Source organism: Desulforamulus ruminis DSM 2154 (genome assembly GCF_000215085.1).
In the GTDB taxonomy this organism is placed as follows: Bacteria; Bacillota; Desulfotomaculia; order Desulfotomaculales; family Desulfotomaculaceae; genus Desulfotomaculum; species Desulfotomaculum ruminis.
Genome location: NC_015589.1, coordinates 3,146,465 through 3,163,917, shown reverse-complemented (window position 1 = coordinate 3,163,917; position 17,453 = coordinate 3,146,465). Strand labels below are relative to the sequence as shown.

General features: G+C 51.9%; 18 protein-coding genes and 1 other annotated feature. All 18 genes read left to right on the top strand.

Annotated elements, in window-relative coordinates:
* The first annotated feature begins 22 nt into the window (after positions 1-22).
* The 18 genes from DESRU_RS15670 to DESRU_RS15585 all read left to right on the top strand — a co-directional run bounded on the left by DESRU_RS15670 (position 23) and on the right by DESRU_RS15585 (position 17,270).
* On the top strand, positions 23-1,453 hold the full coding sequence (locus tag DESRU_RS15670; RefSeq protein ID WP_013843062.1) for a TldD/PmbA family protein: 1,431 nt from the start codon (positions 23-25) through the stop codon (positions 1,451-1,453).
* A 384-nt stretch (positions 1,454-1,837) separates the two neighbouring features.
* Positions 1,838-2,050 carry a sporulation peptidase YabG gene (locus tag DESRU_RS15665; RefSeq protein ID WP_011877409.1) on the top strand — a complete coding sequence of 71 codons (213 nt, stop codon included), beginning with the start codon at positions 1,838-1,840 and terminating at the stop codon, positions 2,048-2,050.
* Between the two features lie 108 nt (positions 2,051-2,158).
* The gene (locus DESRU_RS15660; RefSeq protein WP_013843061.1) at positions 2,159-3,508 is read left to right on the top strand and encodes a TldD/PmbA family protein; all 1,350 of its coding nucleotides are present in this window, start codon (positions 2,159-2,161) and stop codon (positions 3,506-3,508) included.
* A gap of 164 nt (positions 3,509-3,672) precedes the next feature.
* On the top strand, positions 3,673-4,122 hold the full coding sequence (gene aroQ / locus DESRU_RS15655; protein ID WP_013843060.1) for a type II 3-dehydroquinate dehydratase: 450 nt from the start codon (positions 3,673-3,675) through the stop codon (positions 4,120-4,122).
* Positions 4,119-5,189: a M24 family metallopeptidase gene (locus DESRU_RS15650; RefSeq protein WP_013843059.1), complete on the top strand. Its 1,071-nt coding sequence runs from the start codon at positions 4,119-4,121 to the stop codon at positions 5,187-5,189. Before aroQ ends, DESRU_RS15650 begins: the two co-directional genes overlap by 4 nt.
* 25 nt (positions 5,190-5,214) lie before the next feature.
* Positions 5,215-5,772 carry an elongation factor P gene (gene efp, locus DESRU_RS15645; protein ID WP_013843058.1) on the top strand — a complete coding sequence of 186 codons (558 nt, stop codon included), beginning with the start codon at positions 5,215-5,217 and terminating at the stop codon, positions 5,770-5,772.
* An 88-nt stretch (positions 5,773-5,860) separates the two neighbouring features.
* The gene (locus DESRU_RS15640; RefSeq protein ID WP_013843057.1) at positions 5,861-6,310 is read left to right on the top strand and encodes a CD1247 N-terminal domain-containing protein; all 450 of its coding nucleotides are present in this window, start codon (positions 5,861-5,863) and stop codon (positions 6,308-6,310) included.
* A gap of 110 nt (positions 6,311-6,420) precedes the next feature.
* Positions 6,421-6,681 (top strand) — a binding site (T-box leader).
* A 209-nt stretch (positions 6,682-6,890) separates the two neighbouring features.
* On the top strand, positions 6,891-7,904 hold the full coding sequence (gene aroF / locus DESRU_RS15635) for a 3-deoxy-7-phosphoheptulonate synthase (RefSeq protein ID WP_013843056.1): 1,014 nt from the start codon (positions 6,891-6,893) through the stop codon (positions 7,902-7,904).
* Positions 7,905-8,066: 162 nt separating this feature from the next.
* Positions 8,067-9,761 (top strand): FAD-dependent oxidoreductase, encoded by a 1,695-nt coding sequence (locus tag DESRU_RS15630; RefSeq protein ID WP_041275456.1) that lies wholly within the window; start codon positions 8,067-8,069, stop codon positions 9,759-9,761.
* A gap of 227 nt (positions 9,762-9,988) precedes the next feature.
* Positions 9,989-11,611, top strand: a complete 1,623-nt coding sequence (locus tag DESRU_RS19985; RefSeq protein ID WP_013843054.1) for a copper amine oxidase N-terminal domain-containing protein — start codon at positions 9,989-9,991, stop codon at positions 11,609-11,611.
* A gap of 158 nt (positions 11,612-11,769) precedes the next feature.
* On the top strand, positions 11,770-12,783 hold the full coding sequence (gene spoIIIAA, locus DESRU_RS15620) for a stage III sporulation protein AA (protein ID WP_013843053.1): 1,014 nt from the start codon (positions 11,770-11,772) through the stop codon (positions 12,781-12,783).
* A complete protein-coding gene (spoIIIAB, locus tag DESRU_RS15615) occupies positions 12,777-13,295 on the top strand; it encodes a stage III sporulation protein SpoIIIAB (protein WP_013843052.1) in 519 nt (172 codons plus the stop codon). Before spoIIIAA ends, spoIIIAB begins: the two co-directional genes overlap by 7 nt.
* Positions 13,296-13,310: 15 nt before the next feature.
* A complete protein-coding gene (gene spoIIIAC / locus DESRU_RS15610) occupies positions 13,311-13,511 on the top strand; it encodes a stage III sporulation protein AC (RefSeq protein ID WP_013843051.1) in 201 nt (66 codons plus the stop codon).
* A gap of 40 nt (positions 13,512-13,551) precedes the next feature.
* A complete protein-coding gene (spoIIIAD, locus tag DESRU_RS15605; protein WP_013843050.1) occupies positions 13,552-13,938 on the top strand; it encodes a stage III sporulation protein AD in 387 nt (128 codons plus the stop codon).
* A 13-nt stretch (positions 13,939-13,951) separates the two neighbouring features.
* Positions 13,952-15,115, top strand: coding sequence for a stage III sporulation protein AE (gene spoIIIAE, locus DESRU_RS15600; protein WP_013843049.1), 1,164 nt, complete (start codon positions 13,952-13,954; stop codon positions 15,113-15,115).
* A gap of 17 nt (positions 15,116-15,132) precedes the next feature.
* Positions 15,133-15,777, top strand: coding sequence for a stage III sporulation protein AF (locus DESRU_RS15595; protein ID WP_013843048.1), 645 nt, complete (start codon positions 15,133-15,135; stop codon positions 15,775-15,777).
* 206 nt (positions 15,778-15,983) lie between these two features.
* A complete protein-coding gene (locus DESRU_RS15590; RefSeq protein WP_013843047.1) occupies positions 15,984-16,619 on the top strand; it encodes a hypothetical protein in 636 nt (211 codons plus the stop codon).
* 3 nt (positions 16,620-16,622) lie between these two features.
* On the top strand, positions 16,623-17,270 hold the full coding sequence (locus tag DESRU_RS15585; protein WP_013843046.1) for a SpoIIIAH-like family protein: 648 nt from the start codon (positions 16,623-16,625) through the stop codon (positions 17,268-17,270).
* The last annotated feature ends 183 nt before the right edge of the window (positions 17,271-17,453 follow it).

Below are 17,453 nucleotides of genomic sequence, written 5' to 3'. Positions count from 1 at the left end.
ATCTTCTTTAGGAGGGATTTGCTTGGTAGATCAACAAATTTTAAAGGAAGTATTGGGGGTTGCCCTGTCCAACGGCGGCGACTTTGCGGATATTTTTGTCGAGCAAAAACGGGCCACAGGAATTGGCATGGAAGCGGGAAAAATTGAAAGGGTTCAATCGGGTCTGGACGCCGGAGCGGGGATCCGGGTCCTTTCCGGAGAAGCCACCGCCTATGCCTATACCAATGACATCAGCAAAAAGGGTCTGGCGGAGGCGGCTCAGATTGCCAGCCATGCCGCCAAAGGCGGGAAGAAGGATGTTAACATCGATCTCACCGCCATTCAGCCCCTGGTCAATTTTGAGTTTAAGCAACGTCCGGAAGACATTAAAACCGAGGAAAAGGTCTCTATTGTCAAAGCAGCGGAAAAGGCCGCCCGGTCGGTGGATGAGCAAAAAATCAAGCAGGTGATTGTAGGCTACGGGGATTCGGTGCAGCAGGTGGTCATGGCCAACAGCAACGGCAACTATGTGGAAGATGAAAGAATCAGAACCCGCATGGTTGTAAATGTGGTGGCTTCCGACGGAGAAACCATTCAGACCGGCTACGATGCCGCCGGCAGCCTCTGCGGTTTTGAACTGTTTGAACGGTATAATCCTGAAGAGATTGCCAGGCAGGCTGCGGGCCGGGCTGTCCGGATGTTAACGGCCCGGCCTGCCCCTGCGGGCAAAATGCCGGTGGTGATGGCCGGCGAAGCCGGGGGAACCATGGTCCACGAGGCCTGCGGACACGGCCTGGAGGCGGATCTGACCCAGCGCCATCTTTCGGTCTATGCCGATAAAAAAGGGCAGCAGGTGGCTTCGGAGCTGGTTACCGTGGTGGATGACGCCACCCTGCCGGATCGCTACGGTTCCTACCGGTTTGATGATGAGGGGGTGCCCTCCCGGAAGGTGACCCTCATTGAAAAGGGGATGCTCACCGATTATTTATACGACCGTCTGACAGCCGCCAAAGAGGGCCGGGATTCCAACGGGCACGGACGCAGGGAATCCTACCAGCATAAACCCATCCCCCGCATGGGCAATACCTTTATTGCCCCGGGCAGCATGGAACCGGAGAAAATTATCCGGGAAACCCAAAGGGGACTGCTGGTGAAGAAAATGGGCGGAGGCCAGGTGAACACCACCACCGGGGACTTTGTCTTTGACGTGGCCGAGGGCTATTTAATTAAAGACGGGGAAATCGGACCCATGGTCCGGGGGGCCACCCTTACCGGAAATGGCCCGGAGGTTCTGAAAATCGTGGATATGGTGGGTTCCGATTTAGGCTTCACCATCGGTACCTGCGGCAAGGATGGCCAGGGAGCGCCGGTCTCGGACGCCCAGCCCACCATGCATATTCCGGAAATGGTGGTGGGTGGAACCGCTCACGGAGACGATCATCATCCTACCATTAAAAGAATCAGAAGAATATAGGGGAATGTTGCGAAACTACTTTTTAAATGCGGGCCAAAGACAGACCGGTAAACAACGAAAAACCGGTTAATAGGAATAAGAACATGGATTTAACAGATTTCCACGGATCTCACGGATGTTTAAAATTTTATTTAATATCCGCGTAAATCCGTATAATCCGTTAAATCCGTGTTCTATTATTCTGTGATAAAATAAGAGACTTTGTTTTAATGCCATTTTCATTATTATAGAGCCAATGACTTAAAATGGCTGTTTCCCCTAGATACACCATGAAAGACCCGCCGCTGGCCAGACACAACTTTTCTAAAGACATCATATGTTAATGTAGAACGGATAGAGGGCTGTTTCTGACGGTGCTAGACTGCTGAACCTGGGGGGTAATGGGTGGTGAAAATAGGGGATATTGTAACAAGAAAAATTTACGGTGAGGACATGCAATTTTGCGTTTTGGGATTTTACACCAATCAACGGACTGGAGAAAAGGTGGCTATACTGGCTTTGCTGGACCCGAACTTAATTGTGGAGGCCTCGGTGCAGGAACTAAATCCGGTTTCAGCCAGGAAGCTTTTTGCACTAACTCAAAACTTTGTTCATTAAACCGCCGTTCAGGCGGTTTTTGCCTTTACGAACATTTACCCCGCCGGGAGGAATATTTTGTATTTTAGAGAAGAATACTTATGATGTATGGAAAGGAGAATGCCGACCTTGAGTTCCTCAAATAAATATTTGTCCATCGCGGAAGACGCGGTGCAAAGGGCTAAAAATAAGGGTGCCGCCATGGTTGAGGCTTACCTGTTGAGCGGTAAAGAATTATCCATCGATATTCGCGATGGAGAGGTGGAGACTATGAAGCTGGCCGAGGATCGCGGCCTGGGTCTCCGGGTGATTTCCGGCGGCCAAGTGGGGTTCGCCTTTACCACGGATTTTGCCGGGGACGGGTTGGATCAATTGGTGCAGCAGGCTTTGGCCAACGGTAAAAATACCGAGCCCGATGAGTTTTATGCCCTGCCCCGGGTGTCGGGATCCTATCCTCAGATGGAAATTTATGACCCGGCCATTCGTGCCGCCGAGGTTGAAAAGAAAATCAGCCTGGCGGTGGAAATGGAGAACAGTGCCCGGGCCTTTGATCCCAGGGTCAAAATTATCGAAAGTTCCAGCTATCAGGATGCCGAAATAGAAGTAAACATTGTGAATTCCCTGGGCCTGTCCGCCAGTTACCAGGGTTCTTACTGCGGACTTTACCTGGCCCTGGTGGCCGGTGAAGGAGAGGAAAGCCAGACCGGCTTTGCCATCAAATATGGTCTCAAATTTGCGGATTTAGACCCGGTTTTCATTGGCCGGCAGGCCGCGCAACGGGCTGTTCGCATGCTGGGGGCCAAGCCGGTGGGAACCCAGAAGGCGGCCGTGGTGCTGGACCCCTACATTGCCACCAACTTCCTGGGTCTGCTGTCTCCGGCCTTATCCGCCGAGGCCGTGCAAAAGGGCCGGTCCCTTTTTGCCGGTAAAGTAAACCAGGCGGTGGCCAGTCCGCTGATTACCGTGGTGGATGACGGGAGACTGCCCGGGGGCATTGCCTCCGCACCCTTTGACGGGGAAGGAGTCCCCACCTCGGAAACGGTTTTAATTGACCAAGGGCAGTTAAAAGGCTTTTTACACAATACCTACACCGCGGCTAAAGAGGGTGTGAGCTCAACGGGGAACGGCGTCCGGAGTTCCTTTAAATCCACTCCGGAAGTGGGGAGCACCAATTTCTTTATCCGGGCCGGAGAAAAGTCCCCGGAGCAATTGATCAAAGAAGTACCCAAGGGCCTTTATGTTACGGAAGTGATGGGCATGCACACCGCCAATCCCATCTCCGGGGATTTTTCCGTGGGTGCATCGGGCATCTGGATTGAAAAGGGTGAATTAACCCGCCCGGTGCGGGGGGTGGCCATTGCGGGCAACATTATGGACCTGCTGGGGGCGGTGGATGCGGTGGGCTCCGACCTGGAGTTTTTTGGCGGCAAAGGGGCGCCTACCCTTCGGGTATCCTCCATGTCTCTAAGCGGAAGTTAATCGAAACAAAATCTGCTGGCCTGGCCGTCGGAATACTCCGGATCATGCTCCGGAGAGAGAGGCGGCCTGTTTTATGGGGCTTGGCAAGGATACGGGAAATATGGTAAAATGTGTGTCGGTACTGTGGCTTTGACAGGTTTGTCAGCCATTGGGGAGAAGAAATCATGAAAATTTTAATTTTAAACGGCCCCAATTTAAACCGGTTAGGGAAGCGGGAGCCGGAAATTTACGGGTCCCTAACCTTGGAACAGATTTATGACCGGATTAAACAACTGGCCGATGATTTAAAGGTGGAAGTGGAATTTTTTCAATCCAACCACGAAGGAGAACTGATCGACCTTTTGCATTTGGCGGTGGAAACCGCCAAGGCGGTGGTTTTTAATCCCGGGGCCTTTACCCATTACAGCATTGCCCTGCGGGATGCGGTGGCCTCCATTGAAATTCCTGTGGTGGAAGTTCATTTATCCAATATCCACGCCCGGGAGGAGTTTCGCCATCAATCGGTGATTGCACCGGTAGCCGCAGGCCAAATCGCCGGCTTGGGGCCGGACAGTTACCTGCTGGGTTTGCGGGCCGCAGTGGCTCTGGCCCGGTCCGGGAGGAAAACGAAATGAAACAGACCTTGGCTTCTCTCCGGCAGCGGATGGCTGAAAAAGAGATACCGTACCTCCTGGTGAGCAAACCGGAGAATCGATATTATCTCAGCGGCTTTACCGGCTCCACCGGAGTCTTATTGATTGGCCTGGCAACCGCCGACTTTTTAACGGATTTCCGTTACACCGGGCAGGCTCAGCAGCAATGTCCCCACTACCGTATTGTAAAGGCCGAGGGACCCCTGTTGGCAGCCGCTGCGGAGTTAATCATTAAATATCAAGGCCAAAAACTGTATATTGAAGAAAATCATCTCACGGTTAAACAATTTCAGGAACTGCAGGAGAAACTGCCGGGAGTGAAGCTGGAGTCCTCCCGGGAGCTGATCGAAGAGTTAAGAATGGTAAAAAACCCCGGGGAAATGGAGCCCCTCCGGCAGGCCATGGCCATCGGGGATCAGGCTTTGGCCCATATTTTAAAATATGTTAAACCGGGTGTCAGCGAGTGGGATTTGGCCCTGGAGCTGGAATTCTATATGCGACGGCAGGGGGCTTCGGGAGTGGCCTTTGAGACCATTATGGCCTCCGGTCCCCGGTCCGCACTGCCCCACGGGGTGGCTTCGCAACGCATTTTGCAGGCAGGGGATCTGCTGACCATGGATTTTGGCTGTGTTTATCAAGGTTACCATTCGGATATGACCCGTACGGTGGTACTGGGAACGCCGGATGAGAAACAAAAAGAAATATATCAGATTGTATTAGAAGCGCAACGAGCCGGTTTGGCCGCCGTGAAACAAGGAGTAAAAGCCAGAGAGGTGGATGAGGCGGCCCGCAGGGTTATCGTGGCCAAGGGTTACGGTGAATTTTTCGGGCACAGCACCGGACACGGAGTAGGCTTGGCCATTCACGAAAAACCCAGGCTGGCTGCCACCGATGAGACCATTTTAGAGCCGGGCATGGTGGTTACGGTTGAGCCCGGTATTTACCTGCCCGGTTGGGGTGGAGTGCGTATTGAGGACAGTGTTCTGGTTACTCCGGAGGGGTGTGAAATCCTGACCTCTGCGCCCAAAGACCAATTGCTGGCCATTTAAATTATGCTTTAGGAGGGCGATCCAGGTGATTTCTACAAGTGATTTTAAAACGGGTTTAACGGTTGAGATTGATAACAATGTTTATCAGATTATTGATTTCCAGCACGTTAAACCGGGCAAGGGCGCTGCCTTTGTACGCACCAAGATGAGAAACATGCAAAACGGAGCGGTGATTGAAAGGACCTTCAACCCCAACGAAAAACTGAACCCGGCCCGGGTTGAACGTCAGGAAGTGCAGTATCTGTACAGTGACGGGGAAAACTACAACGTCATGAACGTAGAAACCTACGACCAGTTTGCGGTGTCCAAAGAAGAATTGGGAGACGCCATAAAATGGCTCAAAGAAAATATGAACCTGACCATTCTTTCCTTTAAGGGAACCATTATCGGCGTGGATCTGCCCAATGTGGTGGAACTGGAAGTTACCGAAACCGCACCCGGTATTAAAGGAGATACGGCTTCCGGCGGCGGCAAGCCGGCAACCCTGGAAACCGGTGCTGTGGTCAATGTTCCCTTCTTTATTAATGTGGGCGATAAACTGCAAATCGACACCCGTACCAGCAACTATGTGAAACGGGTCTAAGATTCCATAATATGTATAAAACCCCCGGATAGGAGAAAGAATACTGTTGTGTGACCGGATGCCACACAAAGTAAAGGGGGTTTGAACCATGGATAGTTTGCGATCAAGAGTGGCCTATCTCCAGGGATTGGCTGAGGGTATGGATATTTCCCAAAGCAGCAAAGAGGGAAAACTGTTCCACGGTATTCTTGGTGTGTTGCAGGATTTTGCCCGGACTGTTGAAGGCCTGGAAGAGGCTCAGGGACAGTTGGAAGATTATGTTGAAACCATCGACGAAGATCTTTACACCCTGGAAGAAGACCTTACGGAATGTGATTGTGATGAAGACCAGGAGGACTATGTGGAGGTTGACTGTCCCGGCTGTGGTGAAACGGTCATGTTCCACTCCGATATCCTGGAAGATGACGATATTATTGAAGTTACCTGCCCTAACTGTGATGAAGTTGTATTTGTCAATGACGACGCCTATGCCAGCGGGGATGAAGCCGAGCTGCTGGAGAACAAGCGCAGTCAGCCAAATCACGACAACCATTCATAGCCTTTTATGAAGGACAGTATTTTACTGTCCTTTTGGGTTTTCGGTAAAAAATTATTGTTTCCCCTTGTCAAAATCCCTAACTGCGAGTAAAATAAATAAAAATCCTAAATCCAATGTCGATGAAGGAGAAAAGTAGGTCAGAGCCCAGTTTCACAGGGAGGAAACGCCACCGATTGAGAGCGTTTTCAAATATGGCTGATTGAAGTTCCCTCCGGAGATGCCGACTGAAAGCAGTAGTAGGTTAGGCCGTCATTCCCACGTTACCGGGAAGGGGGTATCGGACACAGTTCCCGTACTCTTTGCCGAGGTGAGCCCGTTTTCGGGCTAACGAGGGTGGTAACGCGGTAAGCTTAAAGCTTTTCGTCCCTAGAATGGGATGAAAAGCTTTTTATACTTTCAGGGCAGAAATGCTGCTGAAAGGGTTCCTGCCAGACCCACCCGGCGGAGAGGAATCACGGCAAGGAACGGTCCCGTACCCTGCTGAGCCGGGCTTTTTGGCCAATAAGGGTGGTACCGCGGAAGTTTTTACTTTCGTCCCTTAATCAACTTTACAGAACATAAAAAAGTGGAGGGATGATCAATGGTTGTTGTAATGTACCCCCAGGCTAAAGAGGAACAGGTGGCGGAAGTGGATTCCCGCTTAACGGCCATGGGTTTTCGGGCTCAGGTTATTTACGGGGCCAAACGTACGGTGGTGGCCGCGGTGGGAGACCGCCGGGCTATCGAATCTCTGGGATTGGAAGCACTGCCGGGCGTGGAGAAAGTGGTTCCCATCATGAAGCCCTTTAAGCTGGCCAGCCGGGAAGTCAGCGAGGAAAATACCGTCATCAAGGTTCGGGGTGTTACCATTGGAGCCGATCAGGTGGCGGTAATCGCCGGACCTTGCGCCGTGGAGAGCCGGGAACAATTGATGAAAGCCGCTCAGGCGGCCCGCCGGGCAGGGGCCAGGTTTTTGCGGGGAGGGGCTTTTAAACCCCGTACGTCTCCCTACAGCTTCCAGGGCATGGAAGAAGAGGGCTTGAAACTGCTGGCCGAAGTATCGGAACAAACCGGTTTGGTTACCGTCAGTGAAGTCATTGATGAAGATAGTTTAGAGCGGGCCACCGCCTACATTGATATTTTACAAATCGGCACCCGGAACATGCAAAACTTCCGGCTGCTGAAAGCCGCAGGTCAATCCAACAAACCCATTTTGCTGAAAAGAGGCCTTTCAGCCACCATTGAGGAATGGCTGATGGCGGCAGAATATATTATGTCCGAAGGAAACCAGTCCGTTATATTATGTGAACGGGGCATTCGCACCTTTGAAACTTATACCCGCAATACTCTGGATTTAAGCGCCATACCGCTGGTGAAGTCCCTGAGCCACCTGCCGGTTGTGGTGGACCCCAGCCATGCCACCGGCAAGCGGGAACTGGTGCTGCCCATGACCCTGGCCGCTGTGGCTGCCGGAGCAGACGGACTTTTGGTGGAGATGCACCCAAACCCGGCCAAGGCCCTGTGCGACGGACCCCAGTCCCTTAATCCGGAACAATTCTTACAGTTAATGGAGTCTGCCCGTCCGGTGGCCCAAGCCATTGGAAAAACCCTTTAGCTTGCGCTGCCAGGCGAAACCCTCTTAATCAGTCCCCGGAGACCGGCCATTCCGGTAGCCGGGGATTAGTTTTCCGGTCTTGACCGGAAAAGGGACATTGAATTTATTGTCATATTGGAGTTATAATAAAATTGTTGAAATTTTTGCTAGGAAAGGGAGGAAATGAATTTGGCCAGTCAAAAAATTCTGATCATCGGGGGCGTGGCCGCCGGCCCTAAAACCGCTGCCAGAGCCCGCCGTTTGAATCCTGAAGCGCAGATTACCATTCTGGAAAAGGGAAAATACATATCCTACGCCGGCTGCGGTATGCCTTACTATCTATCGGGGCAAATTCACGAGTTTGATCATCTTTATTCCACCGCCTACGGTGTAAAGCGTGACCCGGAATTCTTTAAAGCAGAGCGGGGCGTGGATGTGCTGACCGGTATGGAGGCCGTCACCATTAACCGGGCGGACAAAAAAGTCCTGGCCCGCAATGTGGATACCGGGGAAGAGCAGATTTTTGAATACGATAAGCTGGTTCTGGGAATCGGCTCCAACCCCATTACCCCTCCCATTGAAAACCTGGGATTAAAGGGCGTCTACCGCTTGAACCACCTTACCGACGCGGTACGGATTAAAGAAGCCATGGAGGCCGGGGAGGCCAATGACGTGGTTATTATTGGCTCCGGCTTCATCGGTATGGAGGCGCTGGATTCGGTATTCAGCCCCATGCGTGCGGTGACCGTGGTGGAATTCAAAGAAACGCTGCTGCCCGGTATTTTGGATGCGGACCTGGGGCAACTGCTGTATAAAAATCTATACGAGCAGGGTCTGGAAGGACGTTTCGGCGAAAAGGTGCTGCGGCTGGAAGGGGAAGACGGCCGGGTTACCAAAGTGATTACCGATAAGGGCGAGATTGACGCGGAGATGGTGATTCTGGCCGTGGGGGTTCGTCCCAACGTAAAACTGGCCCAGGAGGCCGGCCTGGCCATTGGTGAAACCGGCGCCATCAGCGTCAATGAATATATGCAGACCAGTGATGCGGATATTTACGCTCTGGGCGACTGTGTGGAAAATACGCACCTGCTCAGCGGCAAAAAGGTGTTTGCTCCCATGGCCACCTACGCCAACCGCCAGGGCCGCATTGTGGGAGATAATGTTAACGGCGGCAAATCCACCTTTAAAGGGGTGCTGGGTACCGGCGTGCTCCACTGCATGGGTTTAAACATTGCCCGGACAGGCCTGGGAGAAAAGCAGGCCCGGGATCTGGGATACGATGTTGAAACCGCCCTGATTTCCACCTTTGACATGACCCATTACCATCCCAGCAGCAGCAAAGTGATCTTCAAAATGATTGTGGATAAAAAGACCGGGAAAATTCTGGGCGCCCAGGGGCTGGGCAAAGGGGAAATTGCCAAGCGCATTGATGTGGTGGCCACCCAGCTCTACTATGGCGGAACCCTGGATGACCTGCTGAACCTTGACCTGGGCTATGCGCCGCCTTTCTCCACTCCCATTGATCCCATTATCCACTGCGGCAATACCCTGAAAAATAAGCTGGACGGTGTGGCCAAAACCTACACGGCCCAAGAAGTTCAGGAAAAACTGGAACGGGGCGAGGATTTTGTGCTGTTGGATGTTCGGACGCCCCAGCAGTTTAACATGCGCAACATTCAGGACCAGCGGGTTCAACAGCTCACCCTGGGAGAACTGAGGGAAAAGCTGGATCAGGTGCCCAAAGACAAAGAAGTGGTGACGGTTTGCGTTATGGGCTCCCGGGCTTACGAGGCCGCCCGCATTCTGGAGGGCGCCGGATTTAAGGACGTTAAGTTTATGGAAGCCGGCATGGAAGGCTGGCCCTTTGATATGGATTAATTGAAGGATTTTTAGGAGGCGGCGCCATCGAGGGCGCCGTCTCCTTTTTTGTGCAACTATCAAAAGGGGAGACATGTTATGGGCGTGATTACTGCCCATCCTGCTCTTTCAGGGCTTGAATCTGTGAAGGACCATACTGACCTAAGTCCTTTTTTTGTAAACAGGGAGGAGAAAAGGTTCCCGGTGCAGAACCTCGCATACAAGGAAAGTTTAAGGGGGTTCTGTAATTGAAGAAATATTTGGTTTTTATTTTAGTTTTGTTGTTTTCCTTCAGCGGGGTTTTACCGGTTGGCGCGGAAACCCTTTCAAGGGAGAAAAAAATTTTAATCGACCGCTTTGACCTGACTCTGGCTGACCTGGATAACCAGATAAATCAGACGGCTTCCGGTTCCCTAGCCTTTAAAGTTCATCATTTGGAAGCCGGGTTCCTAACGAAACCCCAGGACCAACAGATGGCCAAGCGGATAAATGGCGCCGAAATTCAATTGGACTACCGGATGAATGTCCCGGCCAATAAAATGAGTTTCTCTTATACCCTTACGGTAGAAGGGAAGGAGTACCGGGGAAATTTCTATTTGGACGATACCAAGGTGATTATTCCCAGAGAGACCTTTCAATCCCTGCAGGAACTTGTGCCCACCCTTGAATTGCCGGAAACTTTGCCTCAATATCTTTATTACGACATAAAAGATCCTGAAATGGCCCAGTTATGGTCCTTCAATCAGTCCCAACAGCGGTCGCTGGCCATGATAACTGAATTAAAGGGGCTCTATGGCTTTTTTGTAGAGGCCATTCCCGATCAGTACATCCGCAGCCGCAACGGGGAGATTACTCTCGAACTGAATCAAGAGGCACTGGAAAAAACCATTCATGCGCTGCTGCAGAAAATAAAAAAGGACCCCGAGACCTTTGCCGGGGTTATGGCCAAAGTAGCCTTGTCTGCGGATCCATCTAAAACCGAGGCTGAGTACAAAGCTGAGATGTTGAAAGGGTTAGAGACTCTCAGTTACCCTACTCCGGATGAAATCGGTCTGTTTTTTAACATCACGGGAATACAACTGGAGTCTCTGGTCATAAATGTCCCGGAGAACGCCGATGGTTTAAGCTCCACCCAACTGAGGCTGAAATTAAATGCTCAACCGGGAGGTCCTGCCGGTTTATTGACCCTCCAGAATGAGCGAAACCGGAAAGACGACCGGGTGCAGGGGACGATTGATTTAGGTTTGCAATTTGAAATCAGCGATAAAACAGCGGATTTCAATCTTAAAAATTTTTATGATTATTCCAAAACCGCTACCGAATCTACCGCAAGCATGAACTTAAAGGTTAAAGACGGGCAGGAGGCATCGGACCTGAGCCTGGGAGTGAGGTCCAAAGCAAAGGCGGAGCCCGATATCAAAGTGGAAATCCCTGTTCTAACACCGGAAAACAGTGCCGATATGGATGCCTTAAAGCCCCAGGAGATCCAGGAGCAAAAAATGAGCATCACCGGCATCTTTGACCGGGAAAAGAGTGTTCGTGTGGCCTTAAACGGCAGAACGCTTTATTTTGATGTTCAGCCTTTCATCAAGGATAAGCGAACCATGGTGCCGGTCAGGAACCTGGCCGAGGCCCTGGGCTGCAAAGTCACGGCCATGGGTGGCGACGAAGTGCATATCGTAAAAGACAACCGGTACATTATCATGTATATTGGCAAAGAGCATTACACGGTAAACGGCCGCAGCAAGACGCTGGATGCCCCGCCCCTGCTCAGGGACGGACGGACCCTGGTGCCCATCCGGTTTGTAGCCGAGGAACTGGGCTGCAGTATTGAACTGGTGGGGGAAGAAGTAAGGATAACCACAAACTAACCGATTTTTTAGGGACACCGTAAGGTGTCCTTATTTTTTTGCCTTTTTAGAGCCCTTAGCCGGGATTGACCTAGGACAAGTTTTCTTTTGGCTGGAGGGAATATCTGGAATAAATTGGTGAGGCAATCCATATCTATAGAACAGGGGAGGGACAAACTATGTCGGTTTTGAAACCCATTTCAACCAAAGCAGCGGTGCCAGGGGCGCCTCTGAAAGAGGTTTTGGAGATACTGCCCCTAAACCTGCGTCAACTCTTAAGCAGCCTGCCTCCGGATATCCAAAATACCTTGGAGGAAATCAGGGTGCGGCAGGGACGTCCCCTGATGCTGGGCCTTGCCAGGGGAGACGGTTATGTTACCCCTGAGGGCAGCCTGTCCCGGAATTCAGCCGAGGCCTACCGGATTGACGGGGAAGACATTGAGAGGGTAACGCATCTGGTCAGCCGGAGTTCCCTCTACGCTCTGGAAGAAGAACTAAGAAATGGATTTATTACTTTGCCGGGGGGTCACCGGGTTGGTATTACCGGCAAGGTGTTGACGGAGCAGGGCAGAGTAAAAAACATTAAATATATCTCGGGATTTAATTTCCGCATCTCCCGGGCCGTACCGGGAGTGGCCGACAGGGTGTTGCCTTATTTAATTGCACCGGACGGAAAGTTCTATCACACCATGCTGGTATCCCCGCCCCGCTGCGGCAAAACCACCCTTTTAAGGGATTTGATCCGGAGACTTAGTGAAGGAGTGCCGGAGCTGGCCTTTCCGGGCGTTAATGTGGGTGTGGTGGACGAGCGTTCGGAGATTGCCGGCTGTTACCGGGGCGTGCCCCAACGGGATGTGGGACCCAGGACGGATGTTCTGGATGCCTGCCCCAAGGCGGCGGGAATGATGATGCTGCTGAGGTCCATGGGCCCGGTGGTGATTGCCACCGATGAAATTGGACGCCAGGAGGATGTGGCAGCTTTGGAAGAAGTGTTAAATGCCGGGGTGAAAGTTTTAACCACCGTCCATGGTTCGTCCTTGGAAGAACTGGCGGACCGCCCGGCGTTGCAGTATTTATTTCGTATTAAAGCCATTGAGCGATTTGTGTTTCTAGGGCGCTCTAGGGGAGTGGGAACTGTGGAAGGCATTATGGACGGCCGTTCCATGCAGCCGTTGGAGGTGATGTTATGCTGAAACTGCTGGGAGCGTTAATGGTGATCTTTTCCTGCAGCTTAATGGGAATGACCGTGGCCAGCAATTACAGACGCCGGCCGGGAGAGATCCGGGCCCTGCAAAACGCCCTGCAGCTATTGGAAACCGAGATCTCCTATGGCGCCACGCCTCTGCCGGATGCTTTAACCTATGTGGCTGAACGGTGCGACCAGCGGGTGTCTCCCCTGTTCGGCGGCACCGGGCGGGAGCTGCTGACCATGAGAGGAAAAACAGCCCGGGAGGCCTGGGCTATGGCTCTGGAGGAGTATTACCCCCGGTCTGCCCTCAACCGGTCGGACCGGACGGTGCTGCTGGAGTTGGGCAACAGCCTGGGCATATCGGACCGGGAAGACCAGATCAAGCATTTATCCCTGGCCAGGGAACAATTAAAGCTGGAACAGGCCAAGGCCGAGGAGGACTCTGCCAGGAACACCCGGGTCTATCATTATTTAGGTTTCCTGGGGGGACTTACCGTGGTTTTAATCTTGATCTAAGAAAGGGGAAGAAAGATGAACAACATTGATCTGATTTTTAAGATTGCGGGTGTGGGTCTCCTTACGGCTGTATTGACCACCGTATTGAAGGAATACAAAAAAGAAGATTACGCCGTGCTGGCTACCCTGGGGGGCTTAACGGTGGTTTTGTTCTGGGTGGTTCAACTGCTGGGAAACTTGTTTGATCAAGTAAAATCGGTATTCAAGTTGTTTTAAAATCCACTTGGCAGGACAGGCCGGATTGAGAGGTGGCAAAGTGGAAATTTTACAAATTGTGGGCCTTGGTCTGGTGGTTTGTATACTGGCCATTATTTTACGGGTACAAAAACCGCCCATGGCTACGCTGCTGAGCATGACCGCCGGCATTATCATTTTTCTAGTCATGATGCCGCAGATTGCCGCTGTGTTTACCGTTCTGCGGGATCTGGCCGGACAGGCCAACGTAAGCATGGTTTATATGGGCACCATTTTGAAGATTGTCGGCATTGCCTATATTTCTGATTTTGGCTCACAAATCTGCCGGGACGCCGGGGAGGGAGCGCTGGCCTCTAAAATTGAGTTTGCGGCCAAAGTCGTTGTTTTGATCATGGCGGTACCCATTATCGTGGCTGTTCTGCAGTCCCTGATGAAATTGGTGCCTTAAGGTGGGGATAAGGTTGGCAAGAATTATTTTCACCCTGTTTATGGTTTGTTTCTGCCTCTACCCTGTTCCCGGGCTGGCGGCACCCGAAACGGTCACTCCGGAGGGTCAGGTGGCGGAACTGGAAATGAACAAGCTGGAGGAGTTTGTGGAACACCTCAACCAGGAGGTGGAAGGAGCAATTCCTCATTTCGGATTTCAGGAAATGGTGAGCCAGTTGATCAAGGGTGATTTTAGCTGGCAGCTTTCGGATATTTTGACCGGCCTCCTGAAATATCTTTTTAAAGAAGTGGTGGCCAACGCCTCTTTGCTGGGTAAACTGGTGGTTCTGGCCGTCATTTGCGCTGTTCTGCAGAATTTAATGAGCGCCTTTGACCGGGGGACCACCGGAAAACTGGCCTATGCGGTGAGCTATATGGTGCTGGTGAGCCTAGCCGTAGGCAGCTTTGCCCTGGCCTTAAATATTGGACGGGAAGCAGTGGACAACATGGTGCATTTTATGCAGGCGCTGCTGCCTCTTTTGCTAACACTGCTGGCAGCCATGGGCGGCGTCGCTTCCACCGCCATCTTTCATCCCATCATTTTTGGGGCCATCGCCGCCATTGGCACGGTGGTTAAGGTCATCATCTTCCCTTTGATCTTTTTTTCAGCGGTGCTCACCATCTTAAGTAATTTATCCGAACGATTCCAGGTTTCCAGGCTGGCGGACCTGATGAAAACTGTCGGCATGGCGGTGATGGGGCTGTGTTCAACGGTTTTTCTCGGCCTGCTGGCCCTTAAGGGGGTTGCGGGTTCGGTTACCGACGGCATTGCCATCCGCACGGCCAAGTTCGCCACCGACGCCTTTATACCGGTGGTGGGAGGGATGTTTTCCGACGCCTTGGACGCCGTCATCGGATCTTCCCTGTTGATTAAAAACGCAGTGGGCATTGCCGGCGTGGTGGTTATTTTTACGCTAACCATTTTACCCATGTTAAAAATTTTTGCCGTGGCTTTTGTCTACAAACTGGCCGGCGCGCTGATTCAGCCGGTGGGGGATAAACAAATGGCCGACTGCCTGACGGCATTGGGCAATAGTCTGCTGGGAATTTTTGCGGCGGTAGCCATGGTGGGCTTGTTGTTCTTCTTTGCCATTACCATTGTGGTGGGAATGGGGGACTTAATGACCATGCTGCGCTAGGAGAGGTGGTAAGCATTTTGGAAAGTATCAAGATGCTGGTGCAGGTTCTGATAATCATGACCGTGCTGGTGGTATTTCTGGAAATGATGCTGCCCAACAACGAAATGTACGGTTATGTAAAGATGATTATGGGTCTGGTGATCATTGTGGTTGTGCTGGAGGCGGGAGCCGGTTTGCTGCGGCAGGATTTGAAGATTGAACTGCCGGCTTTGAACCAAAATCAACCGGAGGTTGGATTGGAAAAAATTTTACAGGATGGGCAGAAAATGGCCGGAAACCAGAAGCAGCGTGCGGTGGAAGAATACCAACTGGGTTTGGAAAAGCAAGTGATGGCCCTGGCCCGGTTGAACGGAGAGATGAATGTAACCGGGGCCAAGGTCCAGACCGCTAGCAATCCCCAAGACCCGGACTTTGGACGGCTAACCGGCGTGGTCTTGGAGATCTCCCGGGAGCCGGCAGACGGGGGGCAGGGAGCGGGAGAAACTACCGTACCCAAAGTGGATCCGGTAGAAATTACGGTGGGCTCCAAACCTGCCCAAGAACAACCTCCAAGCAAGCAGGCCGCGGTGGTGGACAAAGGGGCCCGGGAACTGGCCCAAACGGTGGCCAACTTTTATAACCTGCCGGTGGACAAGGTGAAGGTGGTGGAGGCAAAACCCTGACTTGCCTTATAAATTATTCTTTAGGGTCTAGTTGTTAGACTAACGGGCATCCATTTGGGGTCCTGTAGTCGCATTTTAGTAATAGCCAGTAGCAGGACCTCCAAAAAACTCCCACAAGGCTAGCAACAGGACCCCAATGAAAGGCACATAAGTCTAACAACTGACCCCAAAGAAAAGCAGAATCAGACCGAAAAGGAGGTTTCAGGATGAGCTGGTTAAAAAAGATCATGAGTGACGGAGAAGGAGACGGCCCCAAGAAGGAACAGGCGAAGAAAATGAAACTGTTGGCGGTGGGGGCCCTTCTGGGCGTGGGGCTAATTCTTTGGGGCGCTTCCGGGAAGGATCCGGCCGGGCAGACCCTGCCGCCGTCGGTTCAGCAAAAGACTTCGACAGACCAGCCGCAAAATATACAGCAGTCGCCGGATAAAAGGGCCATGGCCGCGGAGGAAGAATATCTGGCCAATAAAATCCGGGATATGCTGCAGCAGGTGGAGGGTGCCGGGGATGTTCAAGTAACCGTCCGGCTGGAGAGTTCCACCCAAACCGAATATGCCATCAATACCACTACCGGCAAAAAAACCACTCAGGAACGGGACCAGTCCGGCGGAACTCGAACCTTAACCGAGGATACGGATACCGGGCAGTTGGTGCTGGTGACCCGCAACGGTGAGGAAACCCCCGTATTAAGCCGGGAAATTGCTCCTGAAGTAGCCGGGGTGCTGGTGGTGGCCCGGGGGGCCGGCGATCCGGCGGTTAAGGCGGAACTGTTCCGGGCCACGCAGGTGGCGCTGGGAATTGAACCTCAAAAGGTCATTGTTATGGCCAAAAAGGCAGGTGAGTAAAAAATGTCCAGGCGTTTTGTGCTTTTAGGTTTATTAACCCTATTGGGCATCGGGCTGCTGGTGGCAGGATGGCGAGAGGGTGATTTAAAGGAAGTAACGGGCCGGATCAAGCCGCCGGTGGATCAGACCGCCCCGGAGAAACAAGGGAGCGGCGGCAGCCTGTCCGGTGAGCAAGGCAACACAACGGAAGGAATGGATAAAGCCTCCGACGAGCTGGTGAAACCGGACAACAAACCCTCGGGTCCCGCTGTGCAGGTTCAGGAAAAAAATAACCAGCAAGAGGCTGCGGCCGGCGTAAAAGGTTCGGGTTTCTTTGTAGAGTACCGTCTGGAGAGGGAACGGAGCCGGGGCTATCAAATTCAACTGCTGCGGGAAATCATTAATAACACCAATTCCGACGGGGAAAGCCGCAAGAAGGCCCAGGACCAGTTGTATGTCATCAGCAATAATTTGCAGAAAGAACTGGAGGTGGAAAGTTTAATCCGGGCCAAGGGTTATCAGGATGCGGTGGTATTTTTGGAAGGGAAAACCGTCACCGTGGTCATTCAGGCCAAGACCCTTTCCCAGGAGGATGCCATAAAAATTACCGATTTGGTGTCCCGCAGTACCGGTGTGGGAGCACAAAGTATTGTCATTATCCCAAAGATGTAAAGAAACTTGATTTTTTGGTGTTTGCCTTTCCTTCCAGCAATTGTTATAATTTGATTTAAAAAGCATACTTAAATGAAAAAGGCTTTTTATTCACTGCTATAGAATATTGTATACTTGTCATCCCTTGGTAGCCAAACGCCTGCTCCTTCTATATAATCTAAGTATAGTTTAATCCATTTTTTT

Coding starts and splice junctions, on each gene's coding strand:
- DESRU_RS15630 (WP_041275456.1), top strand. CDS start 8,067: ATGAATTTGGCCAGTCAAAAAATTCTGATCATCGGGGGCGTGGCCGCC.
- spoIIIAA (WP_013843053.1), top strand. CDS start 11,770: ATGTCGGTTTTGAAACCCATTTCAACCAAAGCAGCGGTGCCAGGGGCG.
- aroQ (WP_013843060.1), top strand. CDS start 3,673: ATGAAAATTTTAATTTTAAACGGCCCCAATTTAAACCGGTTAGGGAAG.
- spoIIIAC (WP_013843051.1), top strand. CDS start 13,311: ATGAACAACATTGATCTGATTTTTAAGATTGCGGGTGTGGGTCTCCTT.
- DESRU_RS15590 (WP_013843047.1), top strand. CDS start 15,984: ATGAGCTGGTTAAAAAAGATCATGAGTGACGGAGAAGGAGACGGCCCC.
- spoIIIAB (WP_013843052.1), top strand. CDS start 12,777: ATGCTGAAACTGCTGGGAGCGTTAATGGTGATCTTTTCCTGCAGCTTA.
- DESRU_RS15650 (WP_013843059.1), top strand. CDS start 4,119: ATGAAACAGACCTTGGCTTCTCTCCGGCAGCGGATGGCTGAAAAAGAG.
- DESRU_RS15585 (WP_013843046.1), top strand. CDS start 16,623: ATGTCCAGGCGTTTTGTGCTTTTAGGTTTATTAACCCTATTGGGCATC.
- DESRU_RS15640 (WP_013843057.1), top strand. CDS start 5,861: ATGGATAGTTTGCGATCAAGAGTGGCCTATCTCCAGGGATTGGCTGAG.
- aroF (WP_013843056.1), top strand. CDS start 6,891: ATGGTTGTTGTAATGTACCCCCAGGCTAAAGAGGAACAGGTGGCGGAA.